The sequence below is a fragment of the Anaerovibrio sp. genome, assembly GCF_024697385.1.
GTDB lineage: Bacteria > Bacillota > Negativicutes > Selenomonadales > Selenomonadaceae > Anaerovibrio.
In genome coordinates this window covers 25,590-51,337 of the sequence record NZ_JAILFV010000006.1, presented here as the reverse complement: position 1 = coordinate 51,337, position 25,748 = coordinate 25,590, and the positions used below count along the sequence as shown (strand labels likewise).

Sequence of the window (25,748 nt, the reverse complement as noted above, 5' to 3'; positions counted from 1 at the left end):
TCCTGCCTTGGCAATCTCCTCACGGTAAATTGCATCGGCTTCCTGGACAATTTTCACCTTTTCTGCCGTAACCTCGCCGATAATGCGGATACCTAATCCAGGACCCGGGAACGGCTGGCGGTTTACCAGATATTCAGGAATCTCCAGCTCCCGACCGGCCTTTCGTACTTCATCCTTGAAAAGAAGCCTCAGTGGTTCCACAATTTCCTTAAAATCCACATAATCCGGCAAGCCACCTACATTATGATGGGACTTGATTACTGCTGATTTGCCAAGACCGCTCTCAATAACATCAGGATAAATGGTACCCTGTACCAGGAAGTCCACGGCACCGATTTTCTTGGCTTCTTCTTCAAACACCCGGATAAACTCCTCACCGATTATCTTGCGCTTGGCCTCAGGCTCTGTTACTCCCTTGAGCTTTTCATAAAAACGCTCCTGGGCATTGACCCTGATAAAATTCAGGTCATATGGACCATCAGGACCGAATACAGCCTCTACCTGATCGCCTTCGTCCTTGCGCAAAAGACCGTGGTCAACAAATACGCAGGTCAGCTGCCTGCCAATAGCCTTGGACATCAACACAGCTGCCACTGAAGAATCCACACCGCCTGAAAGGGCACAAAGGGCCTTTCCATTGCCGATTTTTTCCTTGAGCTGTTGGATGGTAGTGTTTACAAAGGAATCCATCCGCCAATCTCCGGCACACTGACATACCTTGTAAACGAAATTGCTTAGCATTTTGGAGCCCTCTACGGTATGCAGGACCTCAGGATGGAACTGTACGGCATAAATGCCACGGGATTCATCCTCCATACCGGCCACAGGGCATACAGGAGTATCTGCTGTAACGGCAAAGCCCTCAGGAGCCTTGGCGATATAATCGGTATGGCTCATCCAGCAAACGGTTTTTTCGGATACACCGTCAAAGAGCTTGGAGTCTGCGCTCTTGATTGACACCTCGGTTTTACCATATTCACTGACAGGAGCAGTATCCACCTTCCCGCCCAGGAGATGGGCAATCAATTGTGACCCATAGCAAATTCCAAGAACCGGCACCCCTAATTCAAAAATCTCCGTGCTGATAGTAGCAGATTCAGGCTTGTATACGCTGTTTGGTCCGCCTGTGAAAATAATCCCCTTTGGATTCATTTCCCTGATTTTTTCCATACTCAGGGTATTAGGATGCACCTCACAGTATACATTGCACTCACGGACACGACGGGCAATCAGCTGGTTGTACTGACCACCAAAATCCAATACCAGTATCATTTCATTTGCCAAGAGCTTTATCCTCCTTAAGTTTTTGTCTAAAACATTATAACATAACCCAATAATTATGAAAAGGAACTGCCATTACCACTATGACCCCAGGGGCTCCCCCGGAAAATCACACAGGTAATCAACAGTTCCTTTTTGATTACTGTTCAATTTACTGTTCAACGGAAAATTCTGCCATGAAATGTTCTACGGCATTTCGGGCAGCATCGTAGGAAAATCCCTTTTGATAAAGGTACTGCATCATTTTCTGAAAGGATGCATTCCCCTTGAATTTGCCTGTAAGCACCTTAATGGCCTTTTGAAATTCCCGTTCATATATATCATCCGGAACGCAGTCCTGCACCAGACTGCTGTCATACCCCTTCTGCATCAGCTTGGCACATATCTGCTTTACGCTGTAACTGGAGGAATTATAGAGATAATCAAAGCGCCTCCTACAGCCGGCTTCATCATCTATATAGTGCTTCTCCTGAAGCCATTGGACCGCTTCCTGGATTTCTTCCTCGCTGTATTGCTTCCTGGCCAGCTTGGTGGACAGCAGGCGTACGCTCTGATCACTGCGGGATAAAAGATCAACGGCCTTGGCCTTGGCGGAAGGCCTGGGGCTGGACTTCCCCCTGGCCGGTCTGGCGGATTCCTTATCAGTCATCACTGCCGGCCTTTGTCTTCTTGGATGGTGATGTCAGGCGCTGCATGACCTCATCGTCCTTGAGCATCTCATGAACCTTGCCTTCAATTTCTGCGCAAAGCTCAGGCTGCTTGCGGAGAATTTCCTTGATGGTATCCTTGCCCTGTCCAAGACGACTGCCATTATAGGAATACCATGACCCGCTCTTCTGGAGTATCTCCAGATCAGAGGCTATATCGATGAGGCTGCTTTCACGGGATACACCTTCACCATACATAATATCGAACTCAGCAGTCTTGAATGGTGGTGCTACCTTGTTCTTGACCACCTTGACACGGGTCCTGTTACCGAGAATATTGGTCCCCTGCTTCACGGTATCGTATTTGCGCACATCCAGACGGACAGAGGCATAGAATTTCAGAGCCCGGCCACCGGTGGTGGTTTCAGGATTGCCATACATCACGCCGACCTTCTCACGAATCTGGTTGATGAATATGGCTGTTGTACGGGACTTACTGATAACACCTGTGAGCTTGCGCATGGCCTGACTCATAAGGCGGGCCAGAAGACCCACATGGGCATCACCCATCTCACCCTCGATTTCAGCCTTTGGTACGAGAGCTGCAACGGAATCAACGACAATAATATCAATGGCACCACTTCTTACCAGTGCCTCAGCAATTTCCAGGGCCTGCTCCCCTGTATCCGGCTGTGAAATAAGCAGGTTATCAATATCCACGCCTAATTTCTTGGCATATACCGGGTCCAGGGCATGCTCAGCATCTATAAATGCTGCAATACCGCCGTTCTTCTGGGCCTCAGCTATCATATGCAGGGTAACTGTAGTCTTACCAGAGGATTCCGGGCCATAAATCTCTATGATTCGTCCACGGGGAATACCACCAACGCCCAAGGCAATATCCAGAGGCAATATACCTGTAGGAATAACCTCCACATTCATATCGTTGGCAGCATCGCCAAGGCGCATAATGGCCCCCTTACCGTAATCCTTTTCTATCTGCTTAAGGGCACTTTTTAACGCTTCTTCTTTCTCCATTAACAATAAACTCCCTTCTATGAGAAATTATTTTTATTCTGATTTTACTCCGTAATCTAATATCACCGTTATGTATTATACCAAACAAAGGTTTTAATTACAACACCTGTTCTTATAACGCCATTGTTCAAATTTTTCTTTATTTATGAAGAAAAATACTCCTATTAGCGTTTCAACGAGGGCACTCGCCTTGCGTCGCACGAGGTGGGAGATATACGCACCACCTGTTAAAGATTGTCCCCCCACCTATAGAGGAAGAGGACATCTTTTGCCTCGTTATAACGCCATTGTTCAAATTTTTTCTTCATTTATTAAGAAAAATACTCCTATTAGCGTTTCAACGAGGGCACTCGCCTTGCGTCGCGCGAGGCGGGAGATATACTCACCACCTGTTAAAGATTGTCCCCCCCACCTATAGAGGAAGAGGAAATCTTACACCGAGTTATAACTTTAGATGTTTATTTTTATATGTATTATACTATATTAAGATAAAAAAATGAAGCTATTTAGATAAATAGCTTCATTTAATTAATCTAAATCATAATTTCTATCAGATATACATCTTGTCGTGACCTTTTTTCTCCTTCTTCAGGCCAATCATGTCAGAGAACCTTACGGTTATGATGTAGAAGGCCGGAATAATGAAGATACCGATAAAGGTTGCAAAGAGCATACCACCAACTACTGCAACACCCATACCATTACGGGCCGCAGCACCGGCACCACTGGCACTGACCAAAGGCAAGCAGCCGATGATAAAGGCAAAGGATGTCATCAATATTGGTCTGAGACGGAGGCCTGCTGCCTCTATGGCAGCCTTCAAAGGATTCATGCCGGCGTCTGTACGGGCCTTGGCAAACTCTACAATCAGTATTGCATTCTTCGCCGAAAGTCCTATCAGCATTATGACACCGATCTGCATGTATACACTGTTCTGGAGACCAGGGTTAGGTCCAACAGTCAATGTCTCCACAAGGCTCATAAATAGCTCGGAGAACAGGGCGCCAAATATACCTACAGGCACAGCCATCAGTACCGCAAACGGTACGCTCCAGCTCTCGTAAAGAGCTGCCAGGCAGAGGAATACGAATACCAGGGCCAAGGCCAATACGGTACTGGTGGAGCTTCCGCTCTTGATTTCCTCACGGGCCTGACCTGACCACTCTACATTGTAACCGGCAGGTGCAACTTCCTTAACGATTTCTTCCATGGCGGCAATTGCCTGTCCTGAAGAATACCCACTGGCTGCATTACCCTGGATGGATACGGCATTGGCTGCATTGAAGCGGTGAACAATGGAAGGTGCTGTACTGAGTTTTGGAGTCAGCAGGGATTCCAGAGGAATCATTTCACCAGCAGCATTGCGAACAAACATGAACCGCATGTCATCAGAGGCAGTACGGTAATTCTGATCAGCCTGCAATACTACCTTGTAGGTACGGCCAAATTCATTAAAGTCATTTACCTGAGTTCCGCCATAGAATACCTGCATAGTGGTAAAGATATCAGACATCTGGACACCAAGGCTCTTGGCTTTATCACGGTCAACATCGTACTTAACTATCGGAGAATTAATCTTGAAGGTGGACCGGACACCCTGGAGTTCAGGGCGCTGATTTGCAGCTGCTACGATTTTCTGGGCAGTTTCATTCAGTTCTTCATCTGAATGACCGGCCAAATCCTGCAGCTCCATCTGCCAACCACCGACATTACCAAGACCTGGCAATGCAGGCATATTAAAGGCTATAACCTGGGCTTCTGGTGCTACCTGGCCACCTACAGCAAAGGTTTTGCCCAGAAGTGCATTAAGGGATTTTTCCAATGATTTACGGTCATCCCAATTATCCAGGCCTACAAACATAGTACCGGCATTAGGCTTACTACCGAAGGAGAAAATATCAAAGCCGGTGATGGCCATAACATTCTTTACGCCATCAATGGTCTTGATACCACTGGATACCTTATCCATTGTAGTAACGGTATTGTTGATGGAGGTACCTTCAGGAAGGGATACTGATACTGCATAATATCCCTGGTCTTCATCAGGAACGAAGGTACTTGGTACAATCTTGTACAACAATCCTGTAAGGCCGGTAACGATAACCGTCAGGATAACGGCATACCGGGCATTTCCGATAAACCAGCCAACAACGCCCTGATAACTGATTCGCATGGAATCAAATTTGTCATTGAATTTAGTAAAGAATCTGCCCAAAAGGCTCTTGTCTTCCTTTTTGTCCTTATCTACCGGCTTCAAAAGAGTTGCACACAGGGCCGGAGTAAGGGTAAGGGCCACGAAAGCAGAAAGGGCCATTGATATGGCTATGGTAAGGGCAAACTGTCGGTACAGTACACCCATCATACCACCCAGGAAAGCTACAGGAATAAATACTGCTGCCAAAACGAAGGCTATGGCCACAACAGGCCCCTGTACCTCATCCATGGCACGCTCTGTGGCGTCTATAGGGGTAAGTCCTGTACTCATATGATGCTCTACATTCTCGATAACAACTATGGCATCATCTACTACCAGACCTATGGCCAATACCATGGCGAAAAGGGTCAGGGTATTTATTGAGAAATTCAGGATTATAAAGGCGATAAATGTTCCTACCAGGGAAACCGGAACGGCCAGCAATGGAATCAACGTAGCACGCCAGCTCTGCAGGAATAAGAATACAACCAGTACTACCAGCATCAGTGCCTCAAAGAAGGTATTAACAACCTCTTTGATGGAGGTACTGATGTAATCAGTGGTATCAACGATATAATTCAAGGTAAGATCCGGTGGGAAATCCTTCTCTACATCGGCTAAAATCTTACGACATTCGGCAACTGTAGTCATGGTATTGGCACTTTCTGTGAGCTGAATACCAAATGCCACAGTGTTCTTGTTGCCATTCATATCAGCAAATACTGCATACTGCTCAGCACCATTTTCCACCCTGGCAACATCCTTGATTCGTACCATGGTACCATTGGCGTTGGTCCTGATTACGATATTACCAAACTGTTCAGGTGTAACAAGTCGACCATCAATCTTACCGGTGAGCTGTTTCTCCTGCTGATTGGAAATAGGCAACGCACCCACGGTACCTGCCGGTGCCTGAAGGTTTTGCTCCTGAATGGCAGCTGCCACATCTCCTGCGGTCATATCAAGCTCTGCCAGTCTATCAGGATTCAACCAGATACGCAGGGCATAGTTAGCGCCGAAGGCCTGTACGGAACCTACACCTTCAACACGCTTGATTTTATCTATCAAATAGATATCTGCATAATTTTTAATCCATGTGCTATCATAGGTACCATTTGGTGAAACAACCGCTGCCATCAATGCCATGTTCTCAGAGGACTTGGCAGTAACAACACCTACTGACTTAACACTTTCCGGCAGGCTTGGATTAGCAACAGCTACTGCATTCTGTACCTTTACCGCATCCATATCTCCATCAGTACCCAGCTCGAATACTACAGACATGGAATAATAACCGGAGTCAGAGGAGTTGGAGTTCATATAGTCCATGCCCTGAACACCGTTGACCTGCTGCTCAATAATCTGGGCAACAGTTTCATTAACGACCTTGGCGTTCGCACCAATATAAGTGGTACTAACCCTTACCGTAGGTGGTGCAATCTGAGGATACTGGGCAATAGGAAGCTGCGCAGCAGAAATCAGACCACCAATAACAATAATAAGGGATATAACTATAGCAAATATCGGTCTATGTATAAAAAATTTAGACACCTGTCTACCCCCTTATTCGTGCTTGTCAATAAACGAAAAGCTCAAATCATCAGCAGAAACGGTTGTCACTTCCATATCCATACCCTCTGTAAGAGTTGTCAGGCCTTCAACAACTACCTGCTCATTGCCCTTCAGGCCACTTGTAATAACATAATAACTGCCTACCTTTTGTCCGAGTTCTACAGGAACAACAACAGACTTGTTATCTTCACCCACAACAATAACAAAGGATTTGCCCAAAAGCTGCTGAACTGAACGCTGAGGTACCAGCAAAGCATCCTTTATGGTGTCGCCAACAAGACGGGCACGGGCAAACATACCTGGAATGAGTACACCGTTTGGATTGTCAAACTCTGCCTTTACCAGCAAGGAAGAAGTATTGCCATCCATGGCACGGTCTAATCCAACCACATTGCCCAGGGCAGGATATTCCTTGCCATCACTGAGGACTATACGGACATTCTTGCTAGGAAGTGCATTACCAGGTACTACATCCTGGCCAATATATTTGAGATACTCAGCTTCACTGATGCTGAACTGCACCATCATAGGATTGCTGGTGCCGATGGTAACCAGTGGTGTGCTTCCGGCAGCAGCAAAGGTACCGACAGCCACATCATCAACTGCCAGCTTGCCGCTCATAGGTGCATATACTACTGTATCATCCAAATTCTGCTGAGCATTCTGAACTAATGCCTCCATTGCAGAAACATTGGCTTCCAGGGCATTAACCTGTGCCTGCTGGTTGGTAACTACCTGCTCGGAAACAGCCTGAGCTGCGTAGAGCTGCTGATTTCTTACCAAATCAACCTTGGCATTGTTCAGGTTGGCCTGGGCCTGGGCTAAATTAGCCTGGGCGTTGAGCAATGCAGCCTGATAAGTCCTTGAATCTATACGATACAAGGCCTGACCGGCAGTAACCTGATCTCCACCCTTGATATACTTTTCTACAACAGTACCGGAAACCTTGGCAGTAACCTGGGCAGTATCCTTGCCCTTAACTGTACCAGGATACTCAAGAGTAAGCGGTGTATCCCTGTGGATAACATTCATTACCTTTACTTGTGCAGCACCGCCGGTACGCTGACCAGACATCTGTCCCATAAGGAACATATATCCACCAATTATTGCAGCAATAGCCACAACAGCAACTATTACAATTCCTCTTTTTGATAACAAATTTATTCCTCCTTAATGTAATGTCAGCAACGCACAAAACAAAATCCCTCACACTTTGCACTATTACTACTGATCCTGCTCTCCAGGAAAATAACAGATCCCATTACCCTATAAATAATTGTCCTTGTCCCTTGATAAAACAAATATTTTAATAGCTAATTTGCCTTACCTTACCATTATACAATCACCTAAGCTATGTTTTCTTAAAATCAGATTAAAATTACAGCTCAATAACCTCAAGATCATCAGGAACAAATATCTTTCCTGAAAAATACTGTCTGGCCTCAGAGGCATATGCCTCCTTGCGTGTATCGATGGTTTTGTCCTCGGTATGATACAGCACCAGGTTCTTCACATGAAGCTTCTGGGCCAGCTCTGCGGCCTCCTTGCAGGTGCTGTGATGCTTTTCATAAGGCTTGAAAATGTCCCGGTCACTATATTTGCAAAAAGCCTCTGAGAGCAACCAGTCCGAGCCCTCGGCATATTCCTCACAACCGTCATTGTAAGGCTCATCCCCCAGGCAGGTAAGCATGGTATCATCATCTGTAAAACGCAGCTGATAGCCATATTGCTTGGCCTTGGTAGAATATATATCAAAAACATTAATTTCCATCTGCTCCAGATTTAATACCTGGCCATCCCATACCTGATGAATGATAATATTTTCACCAATGTTTTCATAGTCCTTTTCCTTGAGCATCATTTCACACATACTGAGAAGGATGTCCTTTACAAGGTCATGACAATAAATATGGAAAACTCCGTCATATTTGTTTTTATTTATCAGTGAAGAAATCTTCCGGATTACCCATACGGCACCCATGACATGATCTGTATGAGCGTGAGTGATGAACATGTGATGCATTTTATTGTAATCAGCACCTGCCAGCTCCATCTGCCGCAATATCCCGTTTCCACCACCGGCATCTGTAAGGAAAAGCTCCCCGTCCGGCAGTTCAATCAAGAAGCAGGTATTAAATACCTTGGTAACCATGGCATTGCCGGTACCAAGAAAAATAATTTTCTTCATACTATCCCCCCTATAATGAATAGATACATGAAATTATTTTTTTACTTTTAATGCTTAAAAACTAAATCTTCACCTTACATAATAAAGGACTGTTACAAATAACGCAACAGTCCTTCAATTATTTATTCAATTTTTCCAATGCTTTTTTGGCAGCCTGCTGCTCTGCAGCTTTTTTGCTTGGACCTGTTCCGGTTCCTAAAACTTCATCATTAAGCCTTACATCAAATTCAAATATCTTGGCGTGGTCCGGACCTGTTGCTCCCAGCATCACATAACGGATTTTATTCTCACCGTGACACTGAACCAGCTCCTGGAGTATTGTCTTATAATCCTTTACGGCTGACGCACCGGCTCCAACCTGCTTCAAATGCTCCTCAAGCTGACGGACAACATATTTCCTAGCCGGTTCCCAGCCCTGATCCATATATATGGCACCGATTACCGACTCAAAGGCATCCTCCAGCATCGATGATCTCCTGCGTCCACCGGACAACATCTCTCCATGGCCCAGTAACAGGTAATCCCCAAGATTTAATTCAGCAGCCCTGCTGGACAGGCTGGCCTCACAGACCACTGCTGCTCTTGATTTTGTAAGCTCTCCCTCAGGAAGTTCTGGGAAACGCTCAAAAAGATAGGTGCTGATAGCAAGCTCCAGCACCGCATCTCCTAAGAATTCCAAGCGTTCATTATGTTCTACCTTAAAGCGAGACTCATTGGCATAGGAAGTATGTGTCAGAGCCTGATGCAGCCAACAGATATTGTTAAAGTGAACACCCAATCGGCCGGCCAGCTCTTCCAAACGCTTCCTGCGCTCTGCAGTCACACGCTCATTCATAACAAATCACTCAACTTTATTCAGAATATTTTTTTAATACAATGCAGGCATTATGCCCACCAAAGCCCAGGTTGTTGGACAGGGCAGCCCGAACAGTCTTGGCCTTTGCCTTGTTAGGCACATAATCCAGGTCAAGGCCCTCATCAGGGGTCTCATAGTTGATGGTAGGCGGAAGCATATCATTGACAACTGCCAGGGCAGTCGCGATACATTCCACACCACCGGCAGCACCCAGCAGATGACCGGTCATGGACTTGATAGAGCTGACAGATACATCTTTTGCATGGTCACCCCATACAGTTTTGATAGCCTCTGTCTCAGTCAGATCATTCAGATGTGTAGATGTGCCATGGGCATTGATGTAATCAACCTCAGAAGGCTTCAGGCCTGCATCCTCCAGGGCCTTGGCCATGCACTTGGCAGCCATCTCACCATGAGGTGCCGGACTGGTAATATGATATGCATCGGAGTTGGCACCATAACCAACAATTTCAGCATAAATATGGGCTCCACGCTTCTTTGCATGCTCCAGGGTCTCCAACACCACAATGCCTGCACCCTCACCCATTACAAATCCGCTGCGGTTGGCATCAAAAGGTCTGGAGGCATGCTGTGGATCATCATTATGATCACTGCAAAGAGCCTTCATGGCACAGAAGCCTGCAACAGCAGCCTGGGAAATACTTGCCTCAGTACCACCGGCAACCATGACATCCGCGTCGCCACGCTGGAGCACACGGAAGGCATCACCAATATTGTTAGTACCGGTTGCACAAGCAGTAACAACACAACTGCTTGGACCACGCAGGCCCAATGCTATGGACACATGACCGGCAGCCATGTTACCAATCATCATTGGAATGAAAAACGGGCTGATCTTGTTAGGTCCCTTTTCGAACAGTTTCTCGTATTGACCATGCATAGTCTCTATACCACCGATACCACTACCTACAAAGGTACCGATACGGTCGCAATCCTCGGCTTCGAGATTAAGCTTAGCATCATCAACAGCCATTTTTGCTGCAGCAACAGCAAACTGTGCATAGCGATCTATACGCTTAGCCTCTTTCTTGTCCATGTAATCAGCAGGATCAAAATCCTTTACCTCGCCTGCAATCTGGGATTTGTACTCAGTTGCATCAAAGCGGGTAATTTTATCTATTCCGTTTTTGCCGGCAAGCAGGGAATTCCAAAAAACATCCTTGCCTGTGCCAATTGGACTGATTACACCAAGACCGGTAATTACAACACGATTAGACAAACTTAACACCTCACATTTCAATTAATAGCAGCTACTTCTGCCTTTATCTGCTGAAAGATCTCTTCTACAGTCAATATTTTATCTATCGTTGGTAAATATTCACCAGTAAACACAAGGCCTGTCTCCACATCCCCCTGCTGAGCACGGCTCAGGGCCCGGATAATGCAGAAATTATGTTTGCAGGCCTTAAGGCAGTTATCACATTGTTTTGGCGGCACAGGACCTTCCATGATCCTTGCAGCCCATGGATTTTTAACTGCGCGACCAGGTAAGCCTACAGGACTGTGAATAACCACAACATCCTCCGGCTTTGCCTTCAAATAATATTGTTTCAAGGCTGGGGCACTATTCGCCTCAACACTAGCAGCAAAGCGGGATCCCATCTGGACACCACTTACACCCATATTTATTAAATCAGCAATATCCTGACCGTGGAGAACACCACCTGCCGCAATGACAGGTATATCTACAGCAGCCACTATATCAGGGATAATGTCCTTGATGGATTGATCAGTCCCCAGGTGACCGCCAGCCTCCTTGCCTTCAACCACAATGGCTGCGGCGCCAAGACGCTGAGAAATTTTCGCTAATTTTACGGATGATACTATTGGAACAACAGGAGTTCCGGACTTCTGGCCCAGGCCAAAAATATCACGAGAAAAGCCTGCACCTGCAACTACCAGGTCTATACCTTCATCAATAGCTGTTGTTACAATTTCTGCAAATTTCCTTGCAGCAAACATTATATTGATGCCGATTATTCCCTTGGATAATGCCCGTGCCAGCCTGATTTCATATCGAAGCTCATCATTTGTCATCCCTGAAGCAGCAATCAGGCCGATACCACCCTGATTTGCAACGGCTGCTGCCAGCCTACCAGTTGATAAACGGATTGCCATGCCGCCTTGAATAATTGGCATCTTTGCAATTTTATCGCCAATTTTAAGTTCAGGAAGTTTCAAAATTACTCCTCCATTCATGGGCGGTACTCACCTTTTTTAGAAAGTCCCGCGAATAAATTCACGGGACTTTCTTAAAGGTAAGACGCAAAATGCTTATTTGTTCTGATCAATGAAAGTTACAACATCCTGAACTGTCTTAATCTTTTCAGCTGCACTATCTGGAATCTCGATACCGAACTCTTCCTCAAATGCCATAATGAGCTCAACAATATCAAGAGAATCAGCGCCTAAATCATCGATAAAAGTAGATTCGATTGCAACGTCATCAGGATCAACACTCAACTGATCGACTACGATTTCTACAACTTTTTCAAAGGTTGTCATCTGGTTCACCTCCTCAAACAGGTTTCATCTATAATCTATATCACATAACCATGCCGCCATCAACATTGATGACCTGGCCAGTAACATAAGATGCGTTATCAGATACCAGGAACAATACTGCATTGGCAACATCCTCAGGATTGCCAACCCTTCCCAAAGGTATACCTGCTACCATGGCTTCCCTCACCTTTTCAGGCAGAACAGAAGTCATATCAGTGGCTATATACCCAGGTGCTACCATATTCACGGTAATCCCACGGGAAGCGAGTTCCTTGGCCATGGTCTTGGAAAAACCAATAACTCCGGCCTTGGCTGCGGAATAGTTTGCCTGACCGGCATTACCGGTAAGACCAACAACGGATGCCATATTGACGATGCGCCCTGAGCGCTTCTTCATCATGAGCTTGGATACGGCCTTGGTACAATAGAATACACCCTTAAGGTTGGTATCAAGCACTGCATCCCAATCCTCTTCCTTCATTCGCATAAGGAGCCCATCACGGGTAATGCCTGCATTATTTACCAGGATATCAATACCACCAAAGGCATCCACCACAGTCTTGACCATGGCATCTACGGATTCACCATTGGATACATCAGCCTGGACAATAATTGCCTTGCCGCCGGTAGCTTCAATAATAGACTTAACCTCTTCGGCAGCCTTGGCATTACCGGCATAATTGATGGCCACTGAAGCCCCTTCAGAAGCCAGCTTTATGGCAATAGCACGACCTATACCGCGGGAACCGCCAGTAACTAGGGCAGTCTTTCCATCTAAATGCATATTAGCGAACCTCCTTGAAATAGTCAAGCGTTTTTTCCAATGACTCAACATCTTCAACATTCAGGCTCTTTATTTCCTTGTCAATCCTGCGGTTAAATCCACACAGGGTCTTGCCCGGACCTGCCTCCAGCATGGTGGTGGCACCAAAAGCCTTCATCTGGGCAACACAGTCCTCCCAAAGTACAGGGCTGGCTGCCTGAGCTACCAGGCTGGTCTTGATGTCATCTGCCTTTACGAGAATATGGGCATTGACATTGACCACAACCGGAATCCTGGCATCTTCCAGGGATACCTTATCCAACTCCACTGCCAGCTTTTCAGCAGCAGGCTTCATAAGGGTACTATGGAACGGGGCACTTACCGGCAGGATAACTGCCTTCTTTGCACCGGCAGCCTTCAGTTCCTCAACTGCCTTTTCTACGCCTGCAGTGGCACCGGCTATTACGGTCTGTCCAGGACAATTCAGATTGACTGCCTGAACAGGGCTTTCGTTGTTGATACCCTGACAAACCTCGATAATCTTGTCACGGTCCACACCGATTATTGCAGCCATACCGCCCTGGCCAACAGGTACTGCCTCCTGCATAAACTCACCGCGCTTATGAACCAGGACAACAGCATCCTGAAACTTCAGGACACCAGCTGCCACAAGGGCAGAATATTCACCTAAGCTGTGTCCACCGGTAATATCCGGCTGAACACCATTTTCCTTGAGGATTTCATTGGCAATGCAGCTGATTGTCAAAATAGCCGGCTGGGTATTTGCTGTAAGCTTTAAATCCTCCTCCGGCCCCTCAAAGCACATCTTCATAATGGAATAGCCAAGAGCTTCATCAGCTTCCTTAAAGAGCTTCTTTGCCACATCATAGTGATCATAGAAGTCCTTGCCCATACCGATTTTCTGGGCTCCCTGCCCAGGAAATATAAACGCAATTTTACTCATTTTATTCTCCATCTTCTGTCATACAACATACCTGTAAAATAATGCATAAAACTGACATGATAAAACTCGGAGTAAATGGTCATCCTCACGAGTCACAAACTAATAATATAAATTATTTCAGGAAATCATTGACCCTGTCCTTAACAGGAACCAGGCCTGCAACCATATTTTCAATAATAACTGATACCGGCTTGATTTCATCCAGCATGCCGGAAATCTGGCCGATCATTACGGAGCCGTTTTCTACATCACCCTTGTGGGTTGCCAGGTTCAGGCGGCCTGCTCCAAACTTCTCAAGCTCCTCGGTAGAAGCCTGTCTGGCTTCCATCTCTGAGTATTCCCTGGTCATCTTGTTGCCAATAACCCTGACAGGATGTCCTGTGGAACGGCCTGTAACAACTGTGGAGCGATCCTTGGCCTTCAGTACGAGATTTTTATAATTTTCATGAGCAATACACTCTTCAGAAACCACGAAACGGGTTCCCATCTGGATACCGGAAGCACCCAGGGCAATAGCAGCTGCAAAGCCACGGGAATCACCAATACCACCGGCGGCGATAACTGGTACATCAACTGCATCCACAACCTGTGGAACCAACGCCATAGTAGTAATGTCCCCGATGTGTCCACCGGACTCAGTACCCTCGGCAATTACAGCATCAACTCCTGAACGGACCAGTCTCTTGGCCAGGGCCACAGAAGCTACTACCGGAATAACCTTGGTGCCAACCTCCTTAAGGGCCGGCAAATACTCTGCAGGATTGCCTGCTCCTGTGGTTACTACCGCAACACGCTCATCAACAACCACCTGCATTACTTCCTTGACAAATGGGGACATGAGCATGATATTAACGCCAAAAGGTTTGTCAGTCCATTTTTTTGCCTTCTGGATCTCCGCCCTCAGAATGTCCGGAGGCATATGACCAGCACCAATTATGCCAAGGCCACCGGCATTGGATACGGCAGATACCAATTCAGCAGTACCGATCCAGGCCATTCCACCCTGGAAAATTGGATACTTAATATTCAATAACTTACAAATCGGATTTTTTTCAAACATGTTAATCCTCCTTAGACCATCTGATAATACAGGACGCCCATGTCAGGCCTGCACCAAAACCAGACAGTGCTATTATATCGCCTTTGTGAAAGCGCTTCTCAGCAGCAGCTTCTGCCAATGCAATTGGTATACAGGCTGCCGACATATTTCCATATTTCTGAATGTTTACAACTACTTTGTCCATAGGCATGGCCAATCGTCTGGCTGCGGATTGGATAATCCGTATATTCGCCTGATGTGGTACAAGCCAGTCTATTTTTTCCTTCGGCATATCCAGCTTTTCCAGGGACCTTTTAACTGTATTTCCCATGACCTTGACGGCAAACTTGAATACATCCTTGCCGTTCATGTGAATGAGGTTCAGTCTCTGATCAATGGACTCCTTGCTCACCGGCATCAAGCTGCCACTGGATGGTATCTGTATGGCATCGCCACCGGCACCATCACTGCCAAGATCAAAGCTCAGCAGCCCAAAGCCATCCTCTACCTGACCTATTACAGCTGCGCCGGCACCATCACCAAACAGCACACAGGTGTTGCGGTCTTCCCAGTTGATGTACTTGGAAAGAGTTTCTGCGCCTATGACCAAAGCCTTTTTATATGCCCCGGTCTCAATAAACTGTGCAGCAACGGTAAGGCCGTATGCAAACCCTGCACAGGCCGCTGATAAATCAAAGGCTGCAGCCCTTGAGGCGCCGAGTCTGTTTTGAATCATGCAGGCAGTTGATGGAATAATCCTATCAGAGGTCAATGTAGCCACGATAATCAGGTCAATCTCCTCCGGAGATGTCTTTGCATCCTTCAAGGCCATCTCCGCAGCCCTGATTGCCAAATCAGATGTTGCCTCATCATCAGCAGCTATTCGCCGTTCCTTGATACCAGTTCTCTCAGTTATCCACTCATCACTTGTATCGACAATCGTTTCAAGATCATTATTGGAAAGTATTTTTTCCGGGAGATAATACCCTGTACCCAATATGCCTGCGTTAATTTTCTTCGCTGTCATTCTTGAGCATCTCCTCCTTCTCTATGCTATCCCTGATGCGTTCTATAACATTGCTTTTTACATAATTGTTTGCAACATTAATAGCACTGCAAATGGATTTTGCGGTTGAAGAACCATGACAGATTATGCAGCAGCCATTTACTCCCAGTAATGGTGCTCCACCATACTCTGTCACATCAAGACGCTTACCCAGTTTCTTCAGGGCAGGCATAACCAAAAAGGCTCCCAGCTGTGCCAATATTCCTCCGCCCTTAATGGCGTCCTTAATCAGCTTGAATAATGTTACTGCCAAACCCTCTGCAAATTTTAACACAATATTACCAACAAATCCATCACAAATTACTACATCTGCCATACCAGTCGGTATATCGCGACCTTCAACATTTCCTATGAAATTGATTGAGTCCATGCTCTTGAGCATCGGGTAAGTGGTCTGGACCTTTTTGTTGCCCTTGGTTTCCTCCTCACCTACATTGAGCAGCCCCACCTTGGGGTTTTCAATTCCATAGACATACTGACTGTACAGGGAACCCATCAGGGCCATCTCTGTCAAATCCTTTGGCTTACTGTCCACAATAGCACCGGAATCCAGAAGCAGCACAAGGCCGTCAGATGTAGGAAGCGGTGTGGCAATAGATGGTCTGTCAACGCCCTTAATAGTCCTCAGCATCAGCTGTGCTGCGGCAGTGGCTGCACCAGTACTTCCCGCAGACAGCACACCGTCACACTCGCCATTTTTCACCAGCTTGGTAGCAACCACCAGACTGGCATCTTTTTTCTTTCGGATGGCCTCCACAGGATGTTCACCCATTTCAATGACCTCTGTGGTATGGTGAACTGTGATATTCTTTAAATTCTGGCCGTTATTAGCCTTCAGCTCGGCCTCTATCTGATCTTTATCTCCAACAAGAACAATTTCGCAATCAAATTTTCGTGCAGCTTCAATTGCACCCATAACTATCTGCTTTGGTGCGTAATCCCCACCCATAGCATCTACTGCAAGTTTCAACTTCAAGCCTCCTACTCGTTGTCATTCAATGAAACAACGATGAATTTTGCTCTAAACACTTCCTGTTTATCATTTCTGGTTATTACCCAGACGAAGAATTTATTGCTGCGCTGTCTGATCACCTCAGCCTTTGCCACCAGCATCTCTCCAGCCTTTACCGGAACCTTGTACTTGACATTGGCGACCCCGGTAACAGCCCTTGGTGCACTTATAAGTGCCAGGGCCAATGAATTGGCCTGGGAAAAAATATAATGTCCCTTGGCAATTTGATTTTTGGCAAAAACCATATCCTCGGTGACCTTCAGCAGTGAAACGCCTGAATGCCCCGGATTAAGCTCTATCAGCTCGCCTACCAGATCATCATTTTCGATGGTGGTAACCTTTTCACGGGCCTTTTCAGCTACCTGACGAATCCGTTCCCGGACTTCGGGAATCCCTAATTCCATGCGGTCCAGTCTAATTGTCTGGATACTTACTTTAAATAACTTGGCCAATTCCTCATCGGTCAAAAAAGGTTTTTCATTGACCTGACGCATTAAAGCAGTATGCCTTTCCTTTTTCTTGATACGCGCCATTCTTTCTCACCTTTTGCAACATACTAATCATAGCACAAAACATCTTAACATTCCAAACATTGCCGATTATCAGTTTAACAAATGAATCCATACGCTATTCATCAATCCGTTTGGTAATCTGATACATCACAATGCCTGTCTGGTGTAGGTATAATTAAAAATTAGTACCACCTACTACTAACTGCATATGATTATATAGATTTTAATCACAAAAGGCAAGAAAAATATTATCAGCTACTAAAAAATATTTTCCATCCTGTTGTTGTACATATATGCACTAAAAATGAGCAGGCCTTTCAGCCTGCCCATTTAGCAGTCAATTATTCAGCTGCGGCAACAACTTCCTTGCCATCATAGTAACCACACTCTGTGCAAACATGATGAGGCATCTTAGGCTCGTGGCACTGTGGGCACTCAACGAAACCAGGAACCTCCAGTTTCCAATTGGCACGACGGGAATCACGACGGGCCTTAGACATTTTACGCTTTGGTACTGCCATTTGGGATACACCTCCTTAACGAAACATTCACTGAAATCAGAATTATTTCTTAATCAATAATTGCTGCAATGCCGCCAGTCTTGGATCAATCACGGTACGGTCACAGCCACAATCGCCATGATTGAGGTTTGCGCCACACTTCGGACACAGACCGCGACAATCAGCGTTGCATATATTATTCAATGGCTGGTCAGACAGGAGGACATCCCTTATCATCTGTGATATATCCACCTGATCACCATCAAAATAATTCACATCCTGGTTATCTTCATTGTAACCGCTTCCCCGCTTTTGGTACGCCTCATCAAAATCGTGCACCTGCTGCACAGCTGATTGCTCCAGGCAACGATCACAAACAAAGGACTTAGTGCAGGAAATCCGGCCACTGATGCGATATCCCCTACCGGTTGCTACACACTCTCCCCTGACGGTAATATCTCCATCAAAGGAATAATCTTCGTGAACAGCAGATATCTCCCCGGCAGTTGTGACAAACTCAAAGGGAACCGCGATACCCAGCTTTTCATTGGCTTCTGTTACATTTATTTTCATCATATAGATATCGACCTCATTTATTATAGCCACAGCAATATGGTTTGTCAAGAGAAATACCTTGACAAAATTTCCCCGGTATCAAACAGTTTCCGGACCGCATATACAAGGTCAGACTACTTGTTAAGTGCCTCTGCCAACACTTCGGCATTTTTGCTCATGGTTTTTATATAAGCATCCTTTGCATCCGGATTGGATTCTCCGGTAACAGCCGGGTCAAGCTCATAAATTGCTGCTCCTGTCTCTGCCGAGATGGTCTTGGCAGCACCTGCCGAATACTGTGGCTCGGTGAAAATCACCTTTATATTGGAACCTTTTATGATATTTATTGTATCCTCAAGCTCCTTTGGAGTCGGTTCTGTGCCTGGTTCCCTGTCAATCACTGCGGCAATCTCCAGGTTAAATTCCTTGGCAAAATACGGGAATGCCTCGTGGAAGGTAATAATCTTCCTGCCCTTGAAGCCATCCAGCTTGGCGTGCATGTCCTGACCAAGCTTTTCCAGCTTCTTCACATAGGCTGCACAATTCTTCTCGTATTGCTCCTTGTGCTTTGGATCGATTTCACTTAACTGGGCAGCAATATTCTGCACCTGTTTTATCTCATTGGTTACACTGACCCAAAGGTGTGGATTGTCCTCCAGCATAGGAATATCCTTGGAGGCATCCACCAGCTTCAATTTTGGCTGCTGCTTTACTGCCTTTTCCAAAAAGCTCTCCATACCGCCGCCGTTCACTACCATGATATCGGCCTTTTCAATCATGGCCATATCCTGGGTGGTAAGCTGATAATCATGGAGACAGCCTGTTTGAGGCTTTGTCATGTTCACGACCTTAACACCTTCAACGCCATCCGTAATGTTAATAGTCGCCACATACATTGGAAAAAAGCTCGTCAAGACAGTAATCTCTCCTGTGTCCTTGTCAGCGGCAGGCGCATTGTCCCGGCCACAGCCGAACAGGGCAAACAACATAATACACGACAAAATCAAAGCTATTTTTTTCATTAGAGTTCCTCCAGCATTTCAATCGCCTTTGCTGCAACATCAGCCTTTGCAGCAGTACATACCTCACCATTACGCCGAATCTTGAGCTCAACAGTATCTTCGTCTACAGCCTTTGGCCCTACTGTAATACGCAGTGGATATCCAATCAGGTCTGCATCCTTAAACTTGACACCTGCCCGCTCCTTACGGTCGTCAAGCAGTACATCAACCCCCTTGTTTTTCAGTTCATCATATATTTCCTCGGCAATGCGCAGCTGATCCTCATTCTTTGCATTGACCGGCACAACGACAACTTCAAAAGGTGCTATGGCCTTTGGCCAGATGATTCCATTTTCATCATTGTTCTGCTCAATGGCTGCAGCCATGGTACGGCTAACGCCTATACCGTAGCAGCCCATTACAAGAGGCTTTTCCTTGCCGTTTTCATCAAGGAAGGTAGCATGCAGTGATTGGGAATACTTTGTTCCCAGGGTAAAGACCTGACCGGCCTCTATCCCTCGGGTCATCTTTACAGGTGCACCGCAATGAGGACAGGCATCCCCTTCCTTTATCATGCGGATATCAGCTACTGTTACATCCTTGAAATCCCTCTTTGGATTTACATTTATGTAATGCACATCCTTTTCATTGGCTCCGGCACAGGCATTGAACATTTCCATTACAGTAGCATCAACTACTACCCTGGTGCCTTCCTTAAGGCCAATAGGACTCATAAAGCCCGGTACACCACCAGCAGCGATAATGGCTTCATCAGAAGCCATATGAAGCTCTATGGCATCCTCAAAAAGATTGACTACCTTCACATCATTTACATCATGATCACCGCGTACAAAGGCCAGAATCAGGTCATCCCTGTCGCTTTGGAAGGCCACTGCCTTAATGGTTTTCTCCAATGGCAGATTCAGGCACTGGGCAACCAGGGCAATGGTATGTGCTCCCGGGGTAGGAACCTTCTCCAGGCTCTTCATATCCTCCTCAGGCGCCTTTATTACTTTCAATTCAGCCTTTTCATCAGAAGCGGCATAATCACAGCTGGTACAGTACGCAATATTGGACTCCCCTGCTTCGGCCAGTACGGTGAATTCATGGGAATGACCGCCGCCGATTGCCCCGTTATCAGCCTCTACAGGTCTGAAATCCAATCCCATCCTGGAGAAAATACGGGTGTAGGCATCGTACATCAGCTTGTAGGATTCATTCATTCCCGCTTCATCCTTATCAAAGGAATACAAATCCTTCATTATAAATTCACGGCCGCGCATCAGACCGAAACGCGGTCTGATTTCATCCCGGTACTTGTTCTGAATCTGATACAGCATCAAAGGGAGCTGCTTGTAGGAACGGACCTCATCCCGGATAAGGGTGGTAACCATTTCCTCATGGGTTGGTCCAAGGCAAAATTCCCGACCGTGACGGTCAGCTACCCTGAACATCTCCTCTCCATAAACGGACCAGCGGCCGGTCTCCTTCCAGATTTCCGATGGCTGGACTATAGGCATGGCGATTTCCTGTCCCCCGGCTGCATCCATTTCTTCACGGACAATGTTCATTATTTTCTTCAGGGTACGCCAGGCCAATGGCATATATGTATATAAACCGCCGGCTGCCTTTCTGATCATGCCGGCCCTGAGCATCAGCTGATGGCTTTTTACCTCAGCCTCAGCAGGGGTCTCTCTCAAAGTTGGTGCATATAATCTAGTTGCTCGCAATATCCTAATCCTCCTGTAATATGCTGTCTATTTCCTTGAACAATTCCTCTACCAGGTCTGTTTCCTTTACCTTACGGACTATCTCACCCTTACGGAACACCAAGCCTTCACCCACGCCGCCGGCAATGCCAACATCGGCACCTCTTGCTTCTCCGGGGCCATTGACAACACAGCCCATAACGGCTACAGATATAGGCTTCTGTATTCCCTGCAGTCTTTTTTCCACTTCATCGGCTATGCTGGCCAAATCAATGCTTGTACGCCCACAGGTAGGACAGGAAATCAGTGTCGGACCGTATTCGCGCATTCCCAGGGACTTAAGTATTTCATTGGCTACCTGAACTTCAACTACCGGGTCACCGGTAAGGGAAATGCGGAAGGTATCACCTATCCCCTGGCTCAGCAAGGCTCCGATTCCCACAGCCGATTTAATCATCCCGGTACGGGCAGTTCCGGCTTCGGTAATCCCCAGATGCAGCGGATAGTCAACCGTCTCTGACATAAGCTGATAGGCAGCTATGGTCAGTGGTACATCATGGGCCTTTAATGATATTTTCATATCATAAAAATCCTGTGCCTCAAGTATACGGACATGTTCCATGGCTGATTCTACCAGGGCTTCCGGTGTGATGCCCCCGTATTTGGCCAGAAGCTTTTTGTCCAGGGAGCCTGCATTGACGCCAATGCGGATTGGAATATTATGCTTCTTGGCTTCTGCCACAACCGCTTTTACATTGGCCTCACCGCCAATGTTACCAGGATTGAGCCGCAGGGCCGAAATCCCCTGGTTGATGGCCTCCAGGGCCAGCCTGTAATCAAAATGGATATCGGCTACCAAAGGGATATTTACCTTTTTTATGATATTACCAAGGTTGAGGGCTGCGGCCATATCAGGCACAGCCAATCTTACGATGTCACAGCCTGCTGCCTGAAGGGCATTTATCTGGGCCACAGTGGCCCCGGTATCGGTGGTTTTGGTATTGGTCATGGATTGAACGGATACTGGGGCATCGCCACCAATTGCAACATTACCAATATGAATTTGTCTGGTTTTCCTGCGCTTTATCATCCATTCCCCTCCCGTCATCGTGTAACATCATTGAATGTGGCAAAAATCATCAGGCTCATGAGGATTACAACACCTGTTACCTGTATGTAATACATGGCCCGCTTGCTCATCTGTTTTCCCCGGACAGCCTCAATCACCAAGGTGACAAAATGTCCGCCATCCAGCGCCGGTACCGGCAGAAGATTTACTATTCCCAGGTTGAGACTGAGAAATGCCGCAAAATTAAGCAACGGGATAAAACCATGCTGGGCCACCTCGCCGGCCATCTGGGCTACTCCTATTGGGCCGGAAATCTCTGCAGAGGCTCCTTCCTGGGTAAAAATCATGGCCAGTGCACCGAGCATTGTTTTGAAAATGAACCAGGTTTTGTCCACAGCCAGTGCAGCTGCCTCACCCAGGGAAACCTCCTGGGTGAGAAGTGAGCCCTGGATACCTATCACTGCGCGTTTGGAGGTTGGATCCTCCACGGGTATTATAGTGCTGGAACCGGTCTCTCCGTCACGGGAATATGTTATTTCAAATGGCTTGCCTGCCGAATCCTTGAAGTGATCGGATATATCTGACCATTGGGTTATCTCCTGGCCATTGATTGCCAGAATTCTGTCTCCTGCCATCAAACCAGCAGAAGCAGCCGGACGGCCATCCATAATACCGCCGATAACAGGCTCCGGATTTGGTGACTGAACGCCACTGAAAAAGAAAATCAAAAAGAAAAGTATTACCGGCAAAAGGAAATTCATGCAGGAGCCGGCAAGGATAACAATCATCCTTGCCCATATAGGCCGTCTGAAATACGCCCTGTCACCGGCATCATTTTCGTCTTCATCCAGGTCCATTCCGGCAATCCTGTTGAATCCACCCAAGGGTATGGCCCGGATAGCATAAAGGGTTTCCCCCTTTTTCCAGCCTATCAGTTTTGGACCAAAGCCGATGGCAAACTCATCAACACGCATATTGGTCATTTTGGCCGTGATAAAGTGTCCTAATTCATGCACCAGTACCAGCAGGCCAAAAACAAAAATTGCAGATATTATAGTCAGTAACATAATGCTTTTACTCCCTTATTTAGACAGTTCCTTCTGAGTAATTTCACGAGCCCACCTATCTGCCTCGAGAAGCTGCTCAAGGGATGGATTATACTCCACCTTTGCCTTATCCATGGCATTTTCTATCAGATCATAAATTTTCAGGAACCCTGCTTCCCCTTTGAGGAATGCCCCAACTGCCACCTCATTGGCAGCATTCATGACACATGGCATGGTACCTCCGGTTCTTCCGGCTTCAAAGGCCAGCTTCAAACCGCGGAAGGTTTCCATATCCGGTTTTTCAAAGGTCAGCTTTCCCAACTCATAAAAATCCACCCTCGGAAAATGGGATTTCACCCGGTCCGGGTATGTCAGGGCATATTGTATCGGCAGACGCATGTCAGTACAGCCCAGCTGGGCCATTACAGTGCCATCATGATACTGGATCATGGAATGAACGATGCTCTGTGGATGAACAACCACCTGTATCTGATCATATGAAACACCATAAAGCCATTTTGCCTCAATGACCTCCAGTCCCTTATTGACCAGGGAAGCTGAATCAACTGTTATTTTCTGCCCCATATTCCAGGTTGGATGCGCCAGGACATCCTTTTTGGTAACATTGGTAAGGTCACTGGTTTTCTTGCCCCGGAAAGGCCCACCGGAAGCGGTGAGTATCAGCTTTTCAACAGCCTTTCTGTCCTGTCCCTGAAGGCACTGAAACAATGCGCAATGCTCGCTGTCCACAGGCAAAATGGCACAGCCCTTTTCCCGGGCCTTGGCCATTACCAGCTCACCTGCCACCACCAATGTCTCCTTGTTGGCCAGGGCAATATCCTTATGAGCATCCAACGCTGCCAGGGTAGGCTCCAAGCCTGCAAATCCCATCAGTGATGTCACTACCACATCCGCATCAGGATAAACAGCCGCTTCCAGGACTGCCTGTCGGCCTCCCTGGATTTTGACAGGGCCGGAATACCTGCTTTTCAGGCGCTCTGCTGCATCATTGTCTGAAAGCACTGCCAGTTCAGGCTTAAATTCCATTATTTGTTTTTCAATAAGCTCATCACTGGTGTTGGCCACCAGTACTGAGATGTGGAAAAGTCCGGGATTCTCCCTGACTACATCCAGGGTCTGTGTACCAATTGAACCTGTTGAACCCAAAATGACTAAATTTTTCACTTTTTATACTCCTTCAACACAATCCGATGAAAGTTAAGCATAACAGGGGGGAGCATATATCTCCCCCCTGCAGGAATATCCACACTGGCAGCCTGTTACTTTCTGAAAGAAGCTTATTGCACACAGGGCATGTGCCGGAGCTCCCTGCAGGCGCCAATATTTCATTGACGCAGCTGACCTGTCCCCAAGGGAAAATTAACCGGCCAGCTTTGTAAAATACATGAAATAATATACAAAGGGTGCAGTGTAAATAACGCTGTCAAATCTGTCCCAGATACCTCCATGTCCCGGTATGATATTTCCTGAATCCTTTATGCCGGTATATCTTTTGACCACCGACTCCACCAAATCACCCAATGTGGCAATAATGCATATAATCAGCCCCAACAATGCCATGAGCACCGTATCAAAGCCAAAAAACAGCCCCAGGCCTGCCACGGAACAGGTGGTGCCGACTAAGCCACCAACAAATCCCTCAATGGTCTTCTTGGGACTGATTGATACACATAGCTTATGCCTACCAAAGAAACAGCCGGCGAAATAAGCAAAGGTGTCACTGGCCCAGGTGCCAATGAGAGCTACCCAAATAAATGCACATCCGGTCTGAAATTCTCCCAAGGATGTGTTTATAACCTGCCCGGCACCAACAAAGCGGAGCATCACAAGATGGACAAAGGCCAATCCTATATAAAAAACGCCTGTCATGGAAACAGCTGCATCAATTACAGTAAAGCGTTCATGTCTGATTACAGTCAGCAGCATTATTACCAACGCGGAAAGCATAGTGGCACCGACCAGCATGGTGCTTCCGCCCAGCCAACCACTGGTCCACATCACCACCAGCAGTAATGCCCCGGTCACAAGAGCTGCATTTATATTTTTTTGCCGAAATGCCCGACAATATTCATACCATGCACCCAGTGCCAACAACAGGCCGGCTATGGCAAACAGTGTCCCACCGGTCTGAATAACAAAGGCCGCCAGGATTATTCCCACCACTCCGGCAATTGTACGAGTAAGCATTT

The 25,748-nt window shown here is 46.7% G+C and carries 24 protein-coding genes; all 24 read right to left on the bottom strand.

What is annotated here, in order from left to right; translation table 11 throughout:
• Nucleotides 1-1,272, bottom strand: a 1,272-nt coding sequence (guaA, locus tag K6C05_RS00480) for a glutamine-hydrolyzing GMP synthase (RefSeq protein WP_296730304.1), incomplete at its 3' end; no start/stop codon positions are given.
• Nucleotides 1,273-1,432: 160 nt separating this feature from the next.
• Nucleotides 1,433-1,930: a regulatory protein RecX gene (locus K6C05_RS00475; protein WP_296730299.1), complete on the bottom strand. Its 498-nt coding sequence runs from the start codon at nt 1,928-1,930 to the stop codon at nt 1,433-1,435.
• Complete coding sequence (recA, locus tag K6C05_RS00470; protein WP_296730297.1) at nt 1,923-2,966, bottom strand: recombinase RecA; 1,044 nt, start codon at nt 2,964-2,966, stop codon at nt 1,923-1,925. Before recA ends, K6C05_RS00475 begins: the two co-directional genes overlap by 8 nt.
• 550 nt (nt 2,967-3,516) lie before the next feature.
• Complete coding sequence (locus K6C05_RS00465) at nt 3,517-6,711, bottom strand: multidrug efflux RND transporter permease subunit (protein ID WP_296730295.1); 3,195 nt, start codon at nt 6,709-6,711, stop codon at nt 3,517-3,519.
• A gap of 12 nt (nt 6,712-6,723) precedes the next feature.
• Nucleotides 6,724-7,890 (bottom strand): efflux RND transporter periplasmic adaptor subunit, encoded by a 1,167-nt coding sequence (locus tag K6C05_RS00460; RefSeq protein ID WP_296730292.1) that lies wholly within the window; start codon nt 7,888-7,890, stop codon nt 6,724-6,726.
• 220 nt (nt 7,891-8,110) lie between these two features.
• A complete protein-coding gene (locus K6C05_RS00455; protein WP_296730291.1) occupies nt 8,111-8,920 on the bottom strand; it encodes an MBL fold metallo-hydrolase in 810 nt (269 codons plus the stop codon).
• A 118-nt stretch (nt 8,921-9,038) separates the two neighbouring features.
• Nucleotides 9,039-9,755: a ribonuclease III gene (gene rnc / locus K6C05_RS00450; protein WP_296730290.1), complete on the bottom strand. Its 717-nt coding sequence runs from the start codon at nt 9,753-9,755 to the stop codon at nt 9,039-9,041.
• Nucleotides 9,756-9,771: 16 nt separating this feature from the next.
• Nucleotides 9,772-11,016: a beta-ketoacyl-ACP synthase II gene (fabF, locus tag K6C05_RS00445; protein ID WP_296730289.1), complete on the bottom strand. Its 1,245-nt coding sequence runs from the start codon at nt 11,014-11,016 to the stop codon at nt 9,772-9,774.
• A gap of 17 nt (nt 11,017-11,033) precedes the next feature.
• Nucleotides 11,034-11,978 carry a nitronate monooxygenase gene (locus tag K6C05_RS00440; protein ID WP_296730288.1) on the bottom strand — a complete coding sequence of 315 codons (945 nt, stop codon included), beginning with the start codon at nt 11,976-11,978 and terminating at the stop codon, nt 11,034-11,036.
• Nucleotides 11,979-12,071: 93 nt separating this feature from the next.
• Nucleotides 12,072-12,302, bottom strand: coding sequence for an acyl carrier protein (locus tag K6C05_RS00435; protein ID WP_294519483.1), 231 nt, complete (start codon nt 12,300-12,302; stop codon nt 12,072-12,074).
• Nucleotides 12,303-12,342: 40 nt separating this feature from the next.
• The gene (fabG, locus tag K6C05_RS00430; RefSeq protein WP_296730287.1) at nt 12,343-13,086 is read right to left on the bottom strand and encodes a 3-oxoacyl-[acyl-carrier-protein] reductase; all 744 of its coding nucleotides are present in this window, start codon (nt 13,084-13,086) and stop codon (nt 12,343-12,345) included.
• A gap of 1 nt (nt 13,087) precedes the next feature.
• Complete coding sequence (fabD, locus tag K6C05_RS00425; protein ID WP_296730285.1) at nt 13,088-14,029, bottom strand: ACP S-malonyltransferase; 942 nt, start codon at nt 14,027-14,029, stop codon at nt 13,088-13,090.
• Between the two features lie 112 nt (nt 14,030-14,141).
• On the bottom strand, nt 14,142-15,089 hold the full coding sequence (fabK, locus tag K6C05_RS00420; protein WP_296730283.1) for an enoyl-[acyl-carrier-protein] reductase FabK: 948 nt from the start codon (nt 15,087-15,089) through the stop codon (nt 14,142-14,144).
• A gap of 1 nt (nt 15,090) precedes the next feature.
• The gene (locus tag K6C05_RS00415) at nt 15,091-16,095 is read right to left on the bottom strand and encodes a beta-ketoacyl-ACP synthase III (protein WP_296730282.1); all 1,005 of its coding nucleotides are present in this window, start codon (nt 16,093-16,095) and stop codon (nt 15,091-15,093) included.
• Entirely contained in the window at nt 16,076-17,104 is a 1,029-nt protein-coding gene (gene plsX / locus K6C05_RS00410) for a phosphate acyltransferase PlsX (RefSeq protein ID WP_296730281.1), read from the bottom strand. The genes K6C05_RS00415 and plsX overlap by 20 nt, the downstream gene beginning before the upstream one ends.
• Nucleotides 17,105-17,115: 11 nt before the next feature.
• Complete coding sequence (fapR, locus tag K6C05_RS00405) at nt 17,116-17,679, bottom strand: transcription factor FapR (protein ID WP_296730280.1); 564 nt, start codon at nt 17,677-17,679, stop codon at nt 17,116-17,118.
• 320 nt (nt 17,680-17,999) lie between these two features.
• The gene (gene rpmF / locus K6C05_RS00400; protein ID WP_296730279.1) at nt 18,000-18,179 is read right to left on the bottom strand and encodes a 50S ribosomal protein L32; all 180 of its coding nucleotides are present in this window, start codon (nt 18,177-18,179) and stop codon (nt 18,000-18,002) included.
• A 42-nt stretch (nt 18,180-18,221) separates the two neighbouring features.
• Entirely contained in the window at nt 18,222-18,764 is a 543-nt protein-coding gene (locus K6C05_RS00395) for a DUF177 domain-containing protein (RefSeq protein WP_296730276.1), read from the bottom strand.
• Between the two features lie 83 nt (nt 18,765-18,847).
• A complete protein-coding gene (locus K6C05_RS00390; protein ID WP_296730275.1) occupies nt 18,848-19,735 on the bottom strand; it encodes a metal ABC transporter substrate-binding protein in 888 nt (295 codons plus the stop codon).
• Nucleotides 19,735-21,444 (bottom strand): proline--tRNA ligase, encoded by a 1,710-nt coding sequence (locus tag K6C05_RS00385; protein ID WP_296730273.1) that lies wholly within the window; start codon nt 21,442-21,444, stop codon nt 19,735-19,737. The genes K6C05_RS00390 and K6C05_RS00385 overlap by 1 nt, the downstream gene beginning before the upstream one ends.
• Before the next feature lie 4 nt (nt 21,445-21,448).
• On the bottom strand, nt 21,449-22,513 hold the full coding sequence (ispG, locus tag K6C05_RS00380) for a flavodoxin-dependent (E)-4-hydroxy-3-methylbut-2-enyl-diphosphate synthase (protein WP_296730271.1): 1,065 nt from the start codon (nt 22,511-22,513) through the stop codon (nt 21,449-21,451).
• A gap of 14 nt (nt 22,514-22,527) precedes the next feature.
• On the bottom strand, nt 22,528-23,559 hold the full coding sequence (gene rseP, locus K6C05_RS00375) for an RIP metalloprotease RseP (RefSeq protein ID WP_296730270.1): 1,032 nt from the start codon (nt 23,557-23,559) through the stop codon (nt 22,528-22,530).
• Nucleotides 23,560-23,574: 15 nt separating this feature from the next.
• Complete coding sequence (locus K6C05_RS00370; protein WP_296730268.1) at nt 23,575-24,723, bottom strand: 1-deoxy-D-xylulose-5-phosphate reductoisomerase; 1,149 nt, start codon at nt 24,721-24,723, stop codon at nt 23,575-23,577.
• A gap of 195 nt (nt 24,724-24,918) precedes the next feature.
• A complete protein-coding gene (locus K6C05_RS00365) occupies nt 24,919-25,746 on the bottom strand; it encodes a phosphatidate cytidylyltransferase (protein ID WP_296730266.1) in 828 nt (275 codons plus the stop codon).
• Between the last annotated feature and the right edge of the window lie 2 nt (nt 25,747-25,748).